The sequence below is a fragment of the Lacrimispora sp. YZC11 genome, assembly GCF_057543815.1.
On sequence record NZ_BAAJYQ010000006.1, the window covers coordinates 535156 to 552072 of the forward strand.

At 39.3% G+C, this 16917-nt stretch carries 15 protein-coding genes and 1 tRNA gene; 4 read left to right on the forward strand and 12 right to left on the reverse strand.

The window, feature by feature from the left end:
• Positions 1-34 precede the first annotated feature (34 nt).
• Positions 35-2401, reverse strand: coding sequence for an ATP-dependent DNA helicase (locus AC27IJ_RS08740; protein WP_313258147.1), 2367 nt, complete (start codon positions 2399-2401; stop codon positions 35-37).
• Positions 2402-2551: 150 nt separating this feature from the next.
• Positions 2552-2794 (reverse strand): HPr family phosphocarrier protein, encoded by a 243-nt coding sequence (locus AC27IJ_RS08745; RefSeq protein WP_312442304.1) that lies wholly within the window; start codon positions 2792-2794, stop codon positions 2552-2554.
• 437 nt (positions 2795-3231) lie between these two features.
• Here AC27IJ_RS08745 and AC27IJ_RS08750 point away from each other — a divergent pair.
• Positions 3232-3302, forward strand: a tRNA-Trp gene (locus AC27IJ_RS08750).
• 90 nt (positions 3303-3392) lie between these two features.
• On the opposite strand, the gene AC27IJ_RS08755 is transcribed toward AC27IJ_RS08750, so the two are convergent.
• Positions 3393-4181: a tyrosine-type recombinase/integrase gene (locus tag AC27IJ_RS08755; protein WP_487148430.1), complete on the reverse strand. Its 789-nt coding sequence runs from the start codon at positions 4179-4181 to the stop codon at positions 3393-3395.
• On the reverse strand, positions 4178-4633 hold the full coding sequence (locus tag AC27IJ_RS08760; RefSeq protein WP_487148432.1) for a hypothetical protein: 456 nt from the start codon (positions 4631-4633) through the stop codon (positions 4178-4180). Before AC27IJ_RS08760 ends, AC27IJ_RS08755 begins: the two co-directional genes overlap by 4 nt.
• A 74-nt stretch (positions 4634-4707) precedes the next feature.
• Here AC27IJ_RS08760 and AC27IJ_RS08765 point away from each other — a divergent pair, with 74 nt between their 5' ends.
• From AC27IJ_RS08765 to AC27IJ_RS08775, 3 genes are all read left to right on the forward strand, one after another.
• Positions 4708-5217: a hypothetical protein gene (locus tag AC27IJ_RS08765; protein WP_487148434.1), complete on the forward strand. Its 510-nt coding sequence runs from the start codon at positions 4708-4710 to the stop codon at positions 5215-5217.
• Positions 5218-5418: 201 nt separating this feature from the next.
• Entirely contained in the window at positions 5419-6003 is a 585-nt protein-coding gene (locus AC27IJ_RS08770) for a MarR family winged helix-turn-helix transcriptional regulator (protein WP_312442300.1), read from the forward strand.
• Positions 5996-6937 carry an alpha/beta fold hydrolase gene (locus AC27IJ_RS08775; protein ID WP_312501026.1) on the forward strand — a complete coding sequence of 314 codons (942 nt, stop codon included), beginning with the start codon at positions 5996-5998 and terminating at the stop codon, positions 6935-6937. Before AC27IJ_RS08770 ends, AC27IJ_RS08775 begins: the two co-directional genes overlap by 8 nt.
• Before the next feature lie 485 nt (positions 6938-7422).
• Here AC27IJ_RS08775 and AC27IJ_RS08780 read toward each other — a convergent pair whose 3' ends face one another.
• The 8 genes from AC27IJ_RS08780 to AC27IJ_RS08815 form a co-directional block, all read right to left on the reverse strand.
• Positions 7423-7884 carry a phage holin family protein gene (locus AC27IJ_RS08780; protein WP_487148437.1) on the reverse strand — a complete coding sequence of 154 codons (462 nt, stop codon included), beginning with the start codon at positions 7882-7884 and terminating at the stop codon, positions 7423-7425.
• Positions 7885-8377: 493 nt separating this feature from the next.
• A complete protein-coding gene (locus AC27IJ_RS08785) occupies positions 8378-9424 on the reverse strand; it encodes a hypothetical protein (protein WP_312442298.1) in 1047 nt (348 codons plus the stop codon).
• A gap of 507 nt (positions 9425-9931) precedes the next feature.
• Complete coding sequence (locus AC27IJ_RS08790; RefSeq protein WP_487148439.1) at positions 9932-10120, reverse strand: hypothetical protein; 189 nt, start codon at positions 10118-10120, stop codon at positions 9932-9934.
• A gap of 354 nt (positions 10121-10474) precedes the next feature.
• On the reverse strand, positions 10475-10966 hold the full coding sequence (locus AC27IJ_RS08795; RefSeq protein WP_312442297.1) for an HD domain-containing protein: 492 nt from the start codon (positions 10964-10966) through the stop codon (positions 10475-10477).
• A gap of 861 nt (positions 10967-11827) precedes the next feature.
• The gene (locus AC27IJ_RS08800) at positions 11828-12880 is read right to left on the reverse strand and encodes a GDSL-type esterase/lipase family protein (RefSeq protein ID WP_487148441.1); all 1053 of its coding nucleotides are present in this window, start codon (positions 12878-12880) and stop codon (positions 11828-11830) included.
• A 17-nt stretch (positions 12881-12897) separates the two neighbouring features.
• Positions 12898-14319, reverse strand: coding sequence for an MBOAT family O-acyltransferase (locus tag AC27IJ_RS08805; RefSeq protein ID WP_312442292.1), 1422 nt, complete (start codon positions 14317-14319; stop codon positions 12898-12900).
• A gap of 321 nt (positions 14320-14640) precedes the next feature.
• The gene (locus AC27IJ_RS08810; RefSeq protein WP_312442290.1) at positions 14641-15399 is read right to left on the reverse strand and encodes a MurR/RpiR family transcriptional regulator; all 759 of its coding nucleotides are present in this window, start codon (positions 15397-15399) and stop codon (positions 14641-14643) included.
• 154 nt (positions 15400-15553) lie between these two features.
• Positions 15554-16903: a 6-phospho-alpha-glucosidase gene (locus AC27IJ_RS08815; RefSeq protein WP_312501023.1), complete on the reverse strand. Its 1350-nt coding sequence runs from the start codon at positions 16901-16903 to the stop codon at positions 15554-15556.
• Positions 16904-16917: the final 14 nt, after the last annotated feature.

The window sequence follows — 16917 nt, forward strand, 5'->3', positions numbered from 1 at the left end:
TTTTTCACTGCCGCCCTCTTTAGGGCGGCAGCTTTTACTTTCGACCCATCCAAAAGTTCCGGGCCACTTCGTCCACATTTTTCAACTGCACTTCATAATACTCATCCCATTCCCTTGGAAACAGGGCCTGATAGTCTGGTTTTAAAAACCTCTCATCAAGCAATGCGATGACTCCCTCATCACGGACCGTGCGGATTACCCTTCCTGCTGCCTGCATGACCTTGTTCATCCCAGGATACTGGTAAGCGTAATCAAACCCGTTCTGCTCCCTGGAATCGAAGTACCCCTTTAAGATCTCCTGCTCCGTACAGACCATGGGAAGACCGGTACCCACGATAATGGCTCCGATCAGACGGCCTTCCTTTAAATCAATGCCTTCTGAAAATACGCCTCCCATGACGCAAAGAGCTACAAAGGAATCCTTCCGCTCCTCAGAAAATTCCTTAAGAAATTCCTCCCTCTCCTGTTCGCTCATGTGGGATGCCTGGGACATACAAGTAAACTCCTGTTTCACTTCTCCTGCTTCCTCAAGGATCGCCTCCACTGCCTTTAAATACTGGTAAGACGGCAGAAACACCATGTAGTTCCCTTTACGGGCTGACACAATCTTACACATATAATCCACTACCTTCTGATATTCCCGGCGGTTTCTTCTGGTATAGCGGCTGCTGACATCAGAAGCGACCATGAGAAGACGCTTCTCCTGATCAAAGGGCGACTGGGCATATACCGCATATTCTTCCTGGTCACCGCTTAGCAGTTCCTTATAATACCGAATCGGAAGCAGTGTGGCAGAAAAGAACACGGTGCTGTTCCCTTTATCCAGACACTCTTTTAAGTTTTTTGCAGGATTAACACAAAATAGCCTGAGCATAAAGCGTCCATCGGGCAAAAGTTCTGTATAAATCCGGTAATTTTCATCCAGGCGGTCATAGATATTCAGAAGATCCCTCAGTTTAAAATAGAAATCCAGAACCAGGTCCCGGTCCGGTAATTCCTCACCGGCCTCCATAAACTTTTCCATTTCCCCGAAAAGGGTCATGATACTGGTCATAAAAAACCGGATGTCATCCAGGATTTTAAAATCCTCGCATTCCCGTTTCATTTCCAGAAGTTCTTTGTTGCACCGCTCCAGCATCCTGACAAGCTTCGGACTCACAGGTTTCATAATCTTTTTAATAAGAAGAAACTCCTCCTTATAGACCGTTGCGCTGTACATTTCCCTGGCTCTTGGAACAAGGTTATGGGCCTCGTCTGTCAAAAATAAGTAATCTCCGGAAATGCCTTCGGAAAAATACCGTTTCAGGCGGATATTGGGGTCAAACACATAATTATAATCACAGATGATGGAATCCACCCAGTTGCTGATATCCAGGCAGAATTCAAATGGACATACCTGGTGTTCCTCTGCATAACGGAGCACCGTTTCCCTGGTGATTCCGGCCTCCTTGTGGATAATATCGTATACCGCATCGCCCACCCGGTCAAAATGCCCCCTGGCATAGGGACAGGCATCTGGGTTGCATTCCGGTTTTTCAAGGAAGCACAGCTTTTCCTTTGCCGTTATGGTCACTGATTTCAGATACAGCCCATGCTCCCGCAAGATATCAAAGGCTTCTTCCGCCACTCCTCTGGTTATGGTTTTTGCAGTCAGATAAAACAATTTATCTCCAAGCCCTTCCCCAATGGCTTTTATGGCCGGATAAACGGTGGAAAGGGTCTTTCCGATTCCCGTAGGCGCCTGGATAAAAAGGTTTCTCTTTCTGGCAATACTTCGGTAAACGGCCACCACAAGCTCCCGCTGCCCCTTCCGGTAGGGATAGGGAAAGGAAAGCTCCTTTATGGACTCATCTCTTCTTATTCCATGGTTGTATAAATATCTTGCCCATTTAATGTACTCGTGAATCAGACCCTGAAACCAGCTTTCCAGCTCCTCAAAGGATTTTTCCACTTTAAAACGCCTTATCTCCTCTGTTTCAATGTTGCAGTAGGTCATCTGCATGACAGCCCCATTCAGTTGGTGGTCATAACAGTAAAAATACCCATAGCACATGGCCTGGGCTAAATGTACTTCAATGGGCTCTGACAAATAGGATAAATCCATATACATGCCTTTGATCTCATCAATGGTCACCCCTTCCGGCTTCTCAATGATGCCATCGGCCCGCCCCTCCACCAGAATTTGAAACTGATCCACTTCCACCTCATGCTTTAACACCACTTCCGCCCGGTAATCCGCTCCCATGCGGCGCTGGATCTTCCTGTGTATCCGGCTCCCTTCCTGCATGGCAGTCTTCTCAGCTCCTCCAGTCCGCCGGTTATCCAGGTCGCCGGACCGCAGAACAAGCTCAACCAGATTCCTGACAGATATTTTCAGGATTTTTTTCTCTGTCTCCTCCACTCCGGCGTCCCCTCCTTCCTTTTTTTTCCCGTTTTTCCCCTTTTCACCTAAAAACAAAGAGTGTGCATCCATCGCGGAGCATATTCCGTGAATTAAAAAAGGGAACTGCAGGCCGTACGGCATACAATTCCCTCTTTCCGTTGCATCTGTTTATGCTGCTGAACATTTATCTGGAGCTTTTGCTTCCAGAAATGCCTCAAACTCTGCATCTTCCCCGTTAAACTCAACGGTCAAAACCTGTGTCAAATCTAAACTCAATACTCCTAATATAGACTTTGCGTCAATGGTTACTCTATTGTAATACACGTCTATGTCAAAATCACATTTAGCAGCAGCAGCAACAAAATTCTTCGCCTCAGCAACAGTTGGCAACATAATCTTTAACTGTTTCATAATCAAAACTCCTTTTTATAGTGAAGAAAAAGTTATAGATTATATATATCACGTTTGACATGATTTGTCAAATTATGTTTCATATACGATTATATGGCCCTTTTTTGTGCATATCCTGTAATTATCTCCGAGGGAAAGCTTTGTAGATAAGCATATTTTTGATGAGACAAGTTTTATTTTGGGAATGATTATCATTAATACTTTTCATTCTAATTCAATTTCACAGTTTTAACTTATGATTTTCATATAAAACGCCAAACCAAGCCCATGGAACACGACTTCTGCCCATGGACTTCTTTTTCTTTAATATTTTACCACAAACAGCGATTCAATAACAGCAGAATTAATTTTTTATTTTTTCCTAAAAACTGTTGCAAATTAAAAACTTCTATGCTATACTCTCTAAGTGCTCAGGCAGAGATATAATGCCGATCCATAGGGGAATAGTTCAATGGTAGAGCAACGGTCTCCAAAACCGTAAATGGGGGTTCGAGCCCCTCTTCCCCTGTTTTAATGTGCCCTAAATTCCTTTGTATCTATAAGGAGTTTGGGGTTTTTCCATTTTTATCCGTTGAATACACTTGACTACACCTAAATTTTAGAATGAATTTTGAATCATATTTAATGTTTCGTCCTTTGGAAGCGGATTAAAAATATATCCCAATGTTGTCTGAGCATCTGTATGACCTAATAAAGTCCTTATTTCATCAGTGGGAACCCCACCCGCATCTAGTTTACTAGCAAACGTCTTTCTTATTTTATGCGTTGATTTTTGCTGAATACCGGCTTGCTTACATGCGTGTGATAAAGCCACACTTATTTGATTTGTATTCAAATGACTACCATTCTTTGTAAATAAGAATCTATCATTTGAGGAATAACTACCGTTTTTTGATATTAGATTTTTTAATATGTCAATTGCTCTTGGTATCAGTGGGACGTATCTGCTGGTATATGTTTTTGTATGGTTCTCAACTTTCCATTCATAGGATATACTATTATCATCGTTCCTGGTTCTAATATGAACTTCTTCTCTTTCAACATGAAGATATGCTTGATCAAAATTAATATCACTCACTTTTAACGCTACCAATTCTCCTACTCTTAATCCACAATAAAGATTAAAGATGATTGCAATGTATGCTTCGTTATTCGTAGTTTCATACAGTTCTTGACATTTAAAGATTAGCTTATTTATATCATTACCAATAAACACTTGTGTTTCTGGAGTCCTTTTAGATATCTGTCTAAATTTCACCGATATTTTTATTGCTAACCATGGATTGCTTAATATAATTCCACTTCTATAGGCATAATCCCAAATGCCGCTAATTACTGTTTTAATATTCTGCCACTCTTTCCGAGTCATATTATAGTCTTTAATCATGCTATTAGCCCACGAATCCAACTGAATGGTTTTATATTTTTCATCGGTATACGCACTATATTGCAGTTTTCACAATATCTTCTCCAATGGTTTATATGCCTATAAATGGTGTCTTCAGAATTTGTAATACTTCTCTTAAACGGAATCCATTCTTTAAAGATATCTGCCATTGTTAATCCGTTTGGATCTTCGGTGATTCCATAATATTCGGCTAATTTCTTATAAAGCTTTTCTTTTGTAGCCGCTTTAATTACCTTTCTACCTGTTTTTTTAGTCCTGTCCACTATATAAGTTTGCCACCTTTGGTCATTAGCTCCTTGCAACGGAGTGATTTTGTATTTATGGACTTCTTCTATTCTATTGATCATTTCCATCTTAACTTGTTTTGACACTTCATCCAAGTTAATCATACCATTACTAAGAGTATATTTCAATAATTCTTCTTGAGTCAATAACCTTCTTTATCCTTCCTTATTAAAATACCGCCCCGAAGGACGGCTTATATGTCAAGGCCCAATCCCTCAAAATGCAGGTGGAGGCCATCAAGCATCAGGGGGCGAAGGAAACTTCTGGACAAAATGTCCAGAGCAAGGATAAGGACGCGGGAAAGTGGTCGATTGATATTGTTGGTGAGCGAAACAATATCACAGGGAAACAGGTACAGCAGTATATCCGCCTGACCGAGCTTGTTCCCGATCTGACTAAAGCGATGGACGAAAAAAAGCTCGGCTTCACTTCCGCTGTGGAGCTTTCGTTCATCAAACGCAAAAATCAAAACATGATCGCCGTTTCGCTGGAGGGCCAGCAGTCCGCCCTCGCTGTCACAGGCAAAGCTATGCGGGAGCTTGAAGGCAAGGGCCTGTTACACGGTGATGTGATTGACGCTATTCTGTGCGAACAAATAAAGGAGGTCGACAAGGTGATTATATCGGTGATGAACTTAATGAAGGAGCAGATCATCAAACTGTTGGACGATTGGAGCGGCAAACAGAAAGAGCTTGCCCCGCCCGTAAAGAAAACCGAAAAGGAAAAATAAGCACTTCTGGACATTTTGTCCATAAGTGGCGGGTTTGGGGAGCAACCCCAACAAGCGTTTCATGGATATGTATATACACATGAATTGCTTGCCAGTTTAGCGAAAAGCCTAAAAACATTTTAGTAACCATGTTGACAAAGTAAAATCAATCTGCTAATATAATATCGTAACCATGCTGACTACACTAAAAAGGAGAATTTTATGGATTATTCTAAGGAGCTTCGGGAGTTAGACTTGATGGGGCAAACTTACGCAACTTTTTTTTCCGTTACAAACAAGCTGCAAATATTGGGTGACAGCTACTTTGAAAGTGTAACGGCAAGACAATACATGATACTAATGGCGATTGCCCACTTGCCGGAAGATGAAACAACACTTGTCAACATAGCGAGGAAATTAGGCACGAGCAAACAGAGCGCAAACAAGTTGCTAACCAACTTGGAAAATAAAGGCTATATAGCTTCAACACCGAGTAAGCGGGATAAACGTGCAATCAATGTAGCAATCACGGAAACGGGTATTCAGATATTGTTGGAATGCGGTGAAAAATCAATAGAATTTATGGCTGATATTTTCAACGATTTTACCTGCAAAGAGCTGGAAACTCTATGGGGCTTATTAAAAAAATTATATGACTTTGATGGGGAAGAGCAGGACGGTTTTGAGGAAGATGTCAATTATAAATTTGATAGTATGGAAGGATACCAAGAAGCGCAAACAAAGGCTTTAAAAAAATTCGCTTTACGCCGGAATCGAAACAATAAGGAGGCATCACCCAATGAGTGATAAGACATATAAGGAAGAATTTGTCCGTATAAACGGCATTGAACATTATTTGCTGCACTATTCCAAAAGCCTCGGAACGCCGGTACTGTTGTATCTGCATAGTGGGCCGGGATTTTCAGAATCCCTATTTGCTTATATGTTTGATAAATCATGGGGAGATATGTTTACCCATGTTCAATGGGATCAGCGCGGAGCAGGGAAAACACTGCAAAGGAATAAAGGAAAAAACAATCCCGAGTCTATTTCGCAGATGATTGAAGATTTGCATGGTATTGTTCAGCACCTGAAACAAAAGTATCAAACCGATAAAATAGTGCTTTTAGGTCATTCTTGGGGCAGTGTTTTAGGCTCTTTATATGTTCTAAAGCATCCCGAACATGTATCCGCTTACATTGGAAGCGGCCAGGTCGTTAATATGGTGGAAAATGAGCGCGTGGGCTACGAGAACGCAATGAAATTAGCACAAACAAGCGGTAATGAAAAACATGTGCGAATGCTACAGCAGATTGGTGAATATCCGACAAACGATTTTGACGAAACGATGAGAAAGCTTCCCATTGTCCGCAAAGTACAAGAAAGCTATGAAAAGGATGCGGGAACATGGAATCTTATAAAATCCATGTTCAAAAGCCCTTCTTTCAAGTGGCATGATTTAATCAATATGACCCGTTTTTCAAAAGCGAATCGGAAGATTATAAAGGAGTTGTTTTCTGTTGACCTATTCTCTCTTGGAAATCGTTATAATGTCCCTGTCCATTATATACTGGGAGAGAACGATACAAATGCACCTATTGAATTATCTACTGCCTATTATGAAACAATCAGCGCTGACTATAAATCTCTAATCGTGATTCCCAACGCCGGACACAACCCTATGTTTGAGCAACCCATGGAATTTGCAAAGGCTCTACAAGTCGTCCGTGAAAGACTGTAATCAAAATATTAACGTACACTACAAGGCGGGTGGTTTATGGCTTTCTCGCCCAGCAATATTATTCTAAGGGCGATATGTACTGTAATCCCGCAAAAGCATTTTATGGATATGCTAGATGGTATAAAGCAAGGCAAGGTACTGTTAGATTTTATACCTCAATTAACATATATTCTGTTGTGTGTTCTATTACTCGGAATAATCGGTGTTTATGTGATTAATAATACAGCGAAGAAAACGGCAAGTTAAGTAAGGTGGTTATGGTAAAAAAATCAACGACAAAGGCAAGTAAAAATTATTATTTAACATAAAAAACTCCCGCCGCACAAGCGAATATGTCCAGATTGAATGGAAAATTTGACCTGTTTTTCAAATCATTTTATTCTGCGGTTTGTTGTACATTGTCAAGCGATGGTACTAATTATTGTAATCATAATATTTTGACTACAAAATTGAATACATGTGCGGATGAAGTGTCTTTTCCTCCTTTATTTATAACGTTTTCTGGAGTATATAAGGGTTCGAGCCCCTCTTCCCCTGCTAGAATTTAAAAGCTGGAATTCTTTGTAAATATAAGGATTTCCGGCTTTTTTGTTGTAAAAAAAAGTATATATAATATTTTGTAAAAGTAACATTAAACGGACAAAAAACGGACTGAGCTTATATATTAAAAAAGAACGTCCAGCAGGGCGTCCTTTTTTATTTATATAGGCCACCTCCTGACCAACCACCATATAAAAGGCTTTGATCAGCACCGCAGGAAGCGGCAGACCCATAAGCCCGGCATTCTCCACGATTGAGATCAGTTCATTTGCCATAAATCCGATAATCACCATGTCCCTTATGTAATTAGTCCATATGGCTAAATCCAGGCGGAAGGCGATCAGGACAAACAGGAGGGTCATGCACTTGCGGCAAAATGGTCTGCTTGCCATTACCACCATCAGCATAACCGCGACTTCCAGTTACTTCCTGTATTATTATTTCTCATTCATCACATTATATTTTTGAGGTGATTTTATGAATAACAATTTATCCCAATTACTCTTTAAAAGTACTAGCACTAGAGTTTACTTTATAAAACTTCCAGTATGGTTGCAGGTTATGTTACATGAAGATTATTCACACATTGGCACCGCCGCTCAATTACACCATATTGCTGGGATATTACTACAGCAACAGTATCTAAATTAGATCTATATATTATCTGACGAAAGTTTCATCTGACATCAACCTACTATAATTTCAAATCACTTACCTCCGGTCCCTATGAAAGTCGCAATTCATCCTACAATTTACTTGATTGTCTCTAATGAACTTCGGTCCACAAGGCAAATTCGCTTTTACGAATGCAGGTTCTAATAACAGAGTTCGATTTTATGTTCAGTAGTAAATCATTTACACTATTTGACATTTCCCTGATGCATCACTGTCTAAATTCTATCATTCATGAAGCACCCTTTGCTCTCTGACAGGCTCCAATTCTAACTGATCCAGATCACTCCAGTAGAGACCATACTGGATAGACTCCAGGCCATCAGATCCGACCAAAATAAAACCATATACATTCGAGTTCATTTCTGCAATGGGATAGAGATTGGAAATCCACAATCCATCCAGATCCTGTTTATCACAAAGTTTTTGTCGGATGGACATGGCTTCTTCTGAATAACTCCAGACCAGATTAGAATCTGCATAATCCTGAAATCTTCCTACCAGTTCCAGTTTGTCTTCAGCGAAGAGATACTGAAAAGTGACCGGTATCTCATTATCTGGTGCATAGCATTTCGGTGAGATTAAGGCTGTATCTCTGTCTGCACTGATATAAGAATATTGGTCCCCCTGTGTTGCGTTAGCTTCCAGCGGTATCAGGTCAAGGCTTTGTTTCATAACCCAGTTATCGTTGCTTTTTTCGCATCGAAATAAGCCTGCATAACTATGAAAGACAAGACTTTCACTATCAGCATAATTGAGTTCAATACCATCTGCTCCCAGGAGTGCTAAGTCAGAAGTCAAGAGGTCATAATTTACCGGTTGGGCAATTAAGTCTACATCCGTAAACCTCAGCCATTCATCGGCCACCATTGCAACCAGTTCTCCATATTCTTCTTCCAGACAATATGGGTTTCCTTCACTACCAAAATTGGACTGCTCATGTTCTGTCGGTACCTCTTCCGGGTCTACGGAGGACAAAATATATCCATCTACGCAGCCAGAATCCCCCATTGGTTCACCCTGTTTGCTTAGTAGTCGATAGAGCTGACCATTTATATACAGCATGGGCAGTACTTTTTCAGTTGAGAATTCTTTGTTTAATTTTTCTGTTGTTGTTATCTCTGTTGTTGCCTCTGACTCAGTTATAGCTGGCAGTGAAGCAATTGTGGTTTCGGACACAGTGTTTACCGTTTCTGGATTAGGAAGCTTTTTGATACATGCGGTTAAGCCAATGATTGTAATAGCTGTTCCCAGAATTATCATATATTTACTCAAATGCTCACCTCCGGTATTAATTATTTATTTTCTGATTTTTTTATATTATAACAAGATTTTGTTTTGTTTTGTTTACATTTTTCTTAAACTTATATAATACAGTTTTGATGTAAAGAAAAATAAAATGATTCATTTATTCTTTGTCAAAACACTGTTCCTTCAGCACCATGATATAAATAGCAACAGTCTGAATATCGGAAGAATCTCAAATTCTTCTTTATTATTATTTAATTCTTCCATAGTGTTAGTCTCTCCTTTATTTTATGAGTCAGAATTTATTATTTGCTCTCTTCATATCGTATTCTCTCTTCATTGAAACGCTTAATTTATTCCCATAAGTCATCCAAAAAAAGACCACCAACTTAATATCGTAGTTAGCAATCTTTAATTATATACCATGATAGAATTTCGAATTTCTATATTATTGAGATGTCGTATTCAGGAAGGGATGTTACGTGTCAACATCCCTTTAATAAAAAAAAAATATTTTTTTATATTTCACTCAGACTAATTATTTTTGTTAAGTTCCCCTCTGATTACTCGGTAAATTGGCACTGATATTAATAATAGCGGAAACAGCCATATCGTACCATGATAATATGCAATTGACGAATTAGCTCTTAGCATACATATTATTAAACTTTCAAAAGTAGCCATTGAAATATAAATGCTATTAGATATTCTTACTTCATTCATTTTAAACCTCCTGTTTACTGATAAACTGGATCAATATAAGACCCTACACGCATTTATTTAGAATATAAATCTATTCATTCGTATCTTGCCATTGTTACAGCTCTTCCAATTTCTTCATCTGCCGATCAACTCGTTCATCCATGGTTGGAAGTCTCCGACTATCGTCTCTATAATAGCTTGTAAAAATAACACTTGCAAACAACAGTGTATTAACCACTAGTAATAAAATTACACCATTCCATGTTACGTCTTGATTTTTAAAAAATCCAGCACCCCCAAGCTATAGAGAATCCAATTTCAGAAGCAAAATAGTCTATCAGTGCACCAACTGTGCAATAATTCGTTAATCCTAATTTATCTGAGTTTATAGATGGATTTCAACAAGGAAATACCAGTGTCAGTTATAAAGATATGTTCCATCGCATTACGGATATTTGACTCCGAATAATTACCTTCATCTGCATTTACAAGGTAATCTGCTTCTATCAAAATCTGATAGTCCATTCCTTCTATATTCTTTAGCGTGTGATGATGCCCAACCAAATAGATTACACGTTTAATAAATTCATCGGAATAGCCGGAATCCTTAAGAAACTCTTCGGCTAAAATTGTACCTTCTATTTCTTGATACTGGCCATTGGTATTCCCGTATTTTTCCCGGCATAGCGGACATGCAATATCATGTATAATAGCGGCAACTTCAAGGGCAGCTTGTGTATTACTGTCCAGCTTCTCACATTCTCCAATGGTTTTTGCATAAGCATATACTTTCATAAAATGATTGATGTCGTGAAGATTTCCATCAGAATAAATAATCATCTTTGCTGCGATTTCTGAAACGTTCATATGTTAGTTCCTCCTATTATTTACTTTTGATATATCAAAGATCTGATAAATTCTAATATACTCGTTTACTTTCCTCTGTATCTCAACCACCAATTTAAGAGTAACTTAATGAAAACCGGATTTTTTTCAAAATTTTTGCTTACATGATAAATTTGAAAAGATTATCCTTGTGGTATCTGGAAATCATTTACTAGATACGAAATAATCTTTTGCCTTACTGTTTCTTTAAGTGTAATAAATATCAATTTTTCTCTTATCAAGTCTAAAAAGCATTCTTTACCGCCACGTTTGTATATTTTACGAAGTGGTTGATTCTATTTTACCACATTACTTATCACATATAAATGACATTCTCTGATTTCCATCCTCAATATCTTTCTATTCTAAACAGGCATATCTTTCTGTGATTCGTGGATCACTATGACCAAGCTGACTTGCTACTTCCAATAATGCCTGACTTTTATCCGGAGCGTTTGTGATATACTGGTAGGCCATCGTTTTTCTAAGCCCATGAATACCTATCTTCTGCTTAATACTATGGCACTTACACCCCCTAGGCGCATCCAACCCTCCAATGTGTACAATTGAAGGAAACCTAGCTATTCCCTCACGTTTATCCTTTTTACTTAGCATTGTTAAATGTGTCACTCTAACGAAAAAAGCATATAAGAGCAAGCCAATTAGAACTATTATTATTGTCGTTGGAATTGAAAATATCATCATATCTGTATACAGCCCCACTTTAATGTTTATTAATATCATCCACTAAATTTTACTAAAAGAAAACACCCATCGATTTAATTTCGACAGGTGTTGATCTAAATATCTCTTAATAGGCAATACCATAAAGTTCTAAATTAATTAAACCTTTTCTTCCTTCAGCCATTTTACCCACTGGGCATAATATTTTCCCAGCACATGGGAACCGTCTGTCGTGTATGCCTGATTCAGGCTGCCTCCTTCATCGTCAAATATTTCATTAACATCAATATAATAGCAGCTATTTTCATCCGCTATCTTCTGTATTTCCTGATTCAGCCTATTAATTTTATTGTTGCTGTAAACAGGACTTTTTTCTGATTTTTCACTGGTAATGTGGAGATTTGCTTCCAGGACCATTATTGCTTCTGGCTGCTTTTCTTTGATTTTGTCTAAAACCTCTTTATATTGTTTTATAGTCTGGGACATATCATAACCCAGTTCGTTGATGCCCAACATCAGATAAATCATCTGGTAATGATCGCTTGAAAGAACCTCATCCAGAGTCACTTTGTCACCTCCTGATGAGATACGGGCAGTTAATACATTGAAAACGCTCATGCCGGAGTTGGCAAATACTGAGGCTTTACCCAAATCTCCATACTCGGAAAGTCCCATGGTTCTGGAATCTCCAACAAACAGTACACCTTCGAAATTTTCCGGTGGCTTTGGCCTTTGTCCTAACTGCAGGAACTTGGCAGACGGCGCAAAATCTGTTGTTTGCCCTGCATTTACGTCCAGACGAGCCTTTTCTCCATCTGTAGCATCTTCTGCATTCATATCATTTGTCCCGCTCGAACTGTCTGTTGTGTCTGCACCACTTGCTTTGCTTACACCGTCTATTGCTTTCTCATCAGCAGTTTCGTTTAAGCTGTCAGTTTCGTCTGAGCTGTCAGTTCCATCTGAACTGTCAGTTTCGGCTATACTATCAGTTTCGTCTATGCTATCAGTTTCGTCTATGCTATCAGTTTCATCTAAACCATCAGTTTCTTCTATACTGTCGGTTGTGTCTATACTGTCCCCATGCGACCATTTGCTCTCTGCCAGGTACAGCCGCAAGGAGGTTAACTGACCTATGCTTCCAGCTGATACATGCAGAACGGCAGTCAAAACCAGACTGACGGCCAAAAGAAGGGTAAACCAGTATTTTCTCATCGCTTTTTCCTCACAATCTAAAAATTGAAATACATAAACGGATCATTTGCACCCATTTTCATACAATAGACGCACAGCCAGAATATGATCAGAAGGGCAATTGCTGTACACAGGCTTTCCCGTTTTCGGTCATACAGTCTTCGCGGGAGACCGGTCATGAAAATGAAACCGGCGCTTAAGGACAGTCCGTAGATCTTTCCGTATTTCAGGAAATCTCCAGCAAAATATGTATATTTACCGGCAGGCGCAAGAAAGGGGAACAGCCGCTGAACATAAATTCCCAACTGTGAAAAATCCGTTATTGCAAATAGCATCCATGTAAGAGGAATTGCAAACAGCATATACACATGCCCCACAGCTCTCCAGCGTTCCAGCAGTTTTCCCAGTCCCAGCTTCTCCAATGAAATCAGTGCAAACAGCACAATTCCCCATAAGAGAAAGTTTGGGCTTGTTCCGTGCCATAGTCCGGTCAGGAGCCATACTACAAGCATGTTTCGGAAGGTTTTCAGGGATCCCTCACGGTTTCCACCCAGTGGAATGTATACATAATTCCGAAACCAGCCGCCCAGAGTCATGTGCCATCTGCGCCAAAAATCTGTCATGGTCAGAGCCATATAGGGATGGTTGAAGTTATCAGGAAGAGGGAATCCCAACATCCTTCCCAGTCCCTTAGCCATCAAGGAATAGCCATAGAAATCAAAATATAGCCGCAGGCTGAAAGCTGCCAGTCCCATCCATGCAAGAGGCGTTGAAATACTTTCATACCCTACTGCTCCAATCTGGCTCCACAGTCCGCCTATCTGGTTTGAAAGCAGCATCTTCAATCCCAGTCCGATTGTAAATTCCCGAAGTCCTTCTTCCACTTGTTCCAGGGTGTGGACCCGCTTTTTAATTAACTCCCTGAGAGAAGCATAGGTTACAATCGGTCCGGAAATGAGCTGAGGAAACATGGTCATATACAGGGCAAAGTCCAGAAATGATTTTTCTGGTGCCACATCCCTCCGATACACATCGACCAGGTAAGAAATGGCCTGGAAGGTATAAAAGCTGATTCCCAGTGGAAGAGCCGGATGAGGAAAAGGAAGGGCTGCTTTCTCCAGCCCTCCATTTTGAAGCAATAAACTGATCTGTTCAATCAGAAAGCCGGAATATTTAAACAGAATCAGCCAAAACAGATTGTAGGCGATTCCCAGGCGAAGCCATCTCCCACGTCTTAAGCGAGATTTGTATCGTTTCATTTTCCTGCCAATGCAGTAATTGACGCAGACAGATAACAGCAAAAGCACCATATAGGCCGGATGGTCCGCAACTCCATAAAAATAAAAAAGCAGGCTTCCTGTAAGCAGGCAGAAATTTTTTGCTCTGGCCGGGCACACATAATAAAGAAGCAGAAACACTGGAAGAAATTGAAATATAAACTCCAAGCTACTAAAAATCATATAACATTTATTCCTAACATTTGTATTTATTATATTAGACGAAACTGGAAGCCGAAAAGTTGCAGAATCCTGTAAAATTTTGTATTTTTTTGTAAATTAAAATTATGATTTAGAATATCAGACTAAGGATATAGTTGATTACGATGCTGGTGTTTTTCCAATTTTTCCACGTATTCAATATACAAATAAGCCGGTCTTTTTGACCGGCTTATTCATTCCATAATAGCAAAAACCTTGGATTTCAAAACTATTCTTTAATCTACACCTTTAATCAATTGAGATGCAGCACTATAGTCATATATCCCATTTTTACGTCTATAATCAAGAGTATCCTTCTCTCACCTCAATATAACTCAAAAATACATACTCAATAACAGTCAAAAAATTAACAAAAGAATTATGATACAGATGTTCCCCAATCAAAACAGGACTACTAACCGCATACAAACTATAATCACTCATACCCGCCAACAAATTACTTTGAAGATTTGTTATAGATACTATTTTCACCTTCTTCAAATGAAGCAATTGCAGCGTATCCTTTATTTTCTGCACATTCCCGGACAAAGAAATCACAATTACTAAATCATCTGGCCCCAGATTCTTTGACAGCATGCAAAGCTCATCACTGGCACCTACATAATAGATATATTTATTCATCTGCATAAACAAACGCTGCATTTCCATTGCACAATGGCGCTGGGCCTGTCCCGTACCATAAACAACAACATTTTGAGACTTATGAATTTCCTTTGCTATGATAGGCAGATTCGCAGATGATTCTATCTGCTGGCACGTATTTAAAAAATCACTTCTTACGCTTGATTTGATATCCTTATCTTTATCTTTCACATGTTCTTTATTTTCCCATTTCAAATAGTTCTTAAATTCACTGTATCCGGAAAACCCCAGCTTTTGAGTTAATCTTAAAATAGTGCTCTTCGATGTATTGCATTCATTTGCCAGGTCTTCAATACTCATTTCAGAAATCTTATATACAATTGACATGATGATAGAAAGGCTCTGAATGTCTGATTCATTTAATTTATCATAATTTTTATTAATCGCTTCAATCAGCATGATGCCACCTCATTTTAAATATTTCTTTCATAGTATCATATCCCGGGCAAAAAATATACTATCGATATCCGGCTCTAATATAAGAAAAATGACAGATAAGATTCTGTCATTTTCCAATAAAATATATAAACTATCCCCTCTTTTGCAATTCATCTTATTTCAGTTCCGGCCAATATTCCTTATTTACTTCATATAAATCATCCAAAATCTGTTTTGCAACAGTTACGCTTGGAACCGTTTTGGACAGCGCAATCGCCTGCCATAATTTCTGATAAGAACCTTCCATCCAGGCATCTACGACCAATTTCTCAACAGCTACCTGCTCTTCCATCAGACCCTTCTGGAAGGTGGGTATGGTACCAACTGACAAAGGCTGAGGTCCTGATGAGGTCACCAGACATGGCACTTCTACCATTGCTGTTTTATCAAAGTTTTCAATAATTCCATTATTTTCAACAATCAGAAGCATTCTTGCATAAGTATTGAACTTTAATGCCGTTGCCAGATCCACAATATAGGAAGCATGTTCATCCAAAGATAATTCATCACCTTCAAACGCCTTGTTATCGGCAATCGTACGGCATGCTGTGAAAACCTCCTTTTCCCTTGTATCCATGACCTGGTTTGCTCTTGTATAATTGATATCTGAATGCTTTACAACAGTATCCGGTAAAAGATAATACTTCAAATACGTATTCGGCAGGGTTTCCGGATCAATTGCATAAATGTCCTTTGCCATACGGTAGGTTTCATTCCAGCTGGAATCTCCATGCTGCTTTGCCTCATCTACATCTGTCGGAATAAAATATCCCATTTCTTTCACATGCTTTTTTAACTCAGGCATCAGGTCTTTTCCGTCTTTGCTTCTTACGCCATACCACCAGCCAAAATGATTGAGTCCATAATACTGAGTAATAATATCACTACGTTTTTCATAGCCTAAAATCTTTAGCATATTATTTTCAATGCTGATGGGCATATCGCAAATATTAAGAATCTTTGATTTCGGCCGCAGTCTTCTGGTGGCTTCTGCTACTATGGCAGCCGGATTGGAATAGTTTAACAGCCATGCATCCGGCGAATATTTTTCCATGTAATCAACCAATTCTAATACACCCTGAATGGAGCGCATTCCATATGCAATTCCGCCGGGACCGCATGTTTCCTGGCCAACAACCCCGTATTTCAGTGGAATCTTTTCATCCAGCTCCCGCATTTTATATTTACCAACACGAATGTGTGCCATAACAAAGTCAACATCCGTGAATGCTTCCTCAGGATCACAGGTTGCCAGAAACTCAATTTCCGGATGCTTCTTATGAATAATGATCTCACATGCATCTGCAATTACTTTCTGCCTTTGTGGGTCATTATCATAAAACTTAATCTCTCTTAAGGGAAAGCGATCTAAATGTTCCAATAACATGAGTATAATTCCCGGGGTGTAGGTGCTTCCGCCGCCGGCAATAACAACTGAACTTTTTTCTAATTCTGTATTTAACATTTTATCCACCTCAT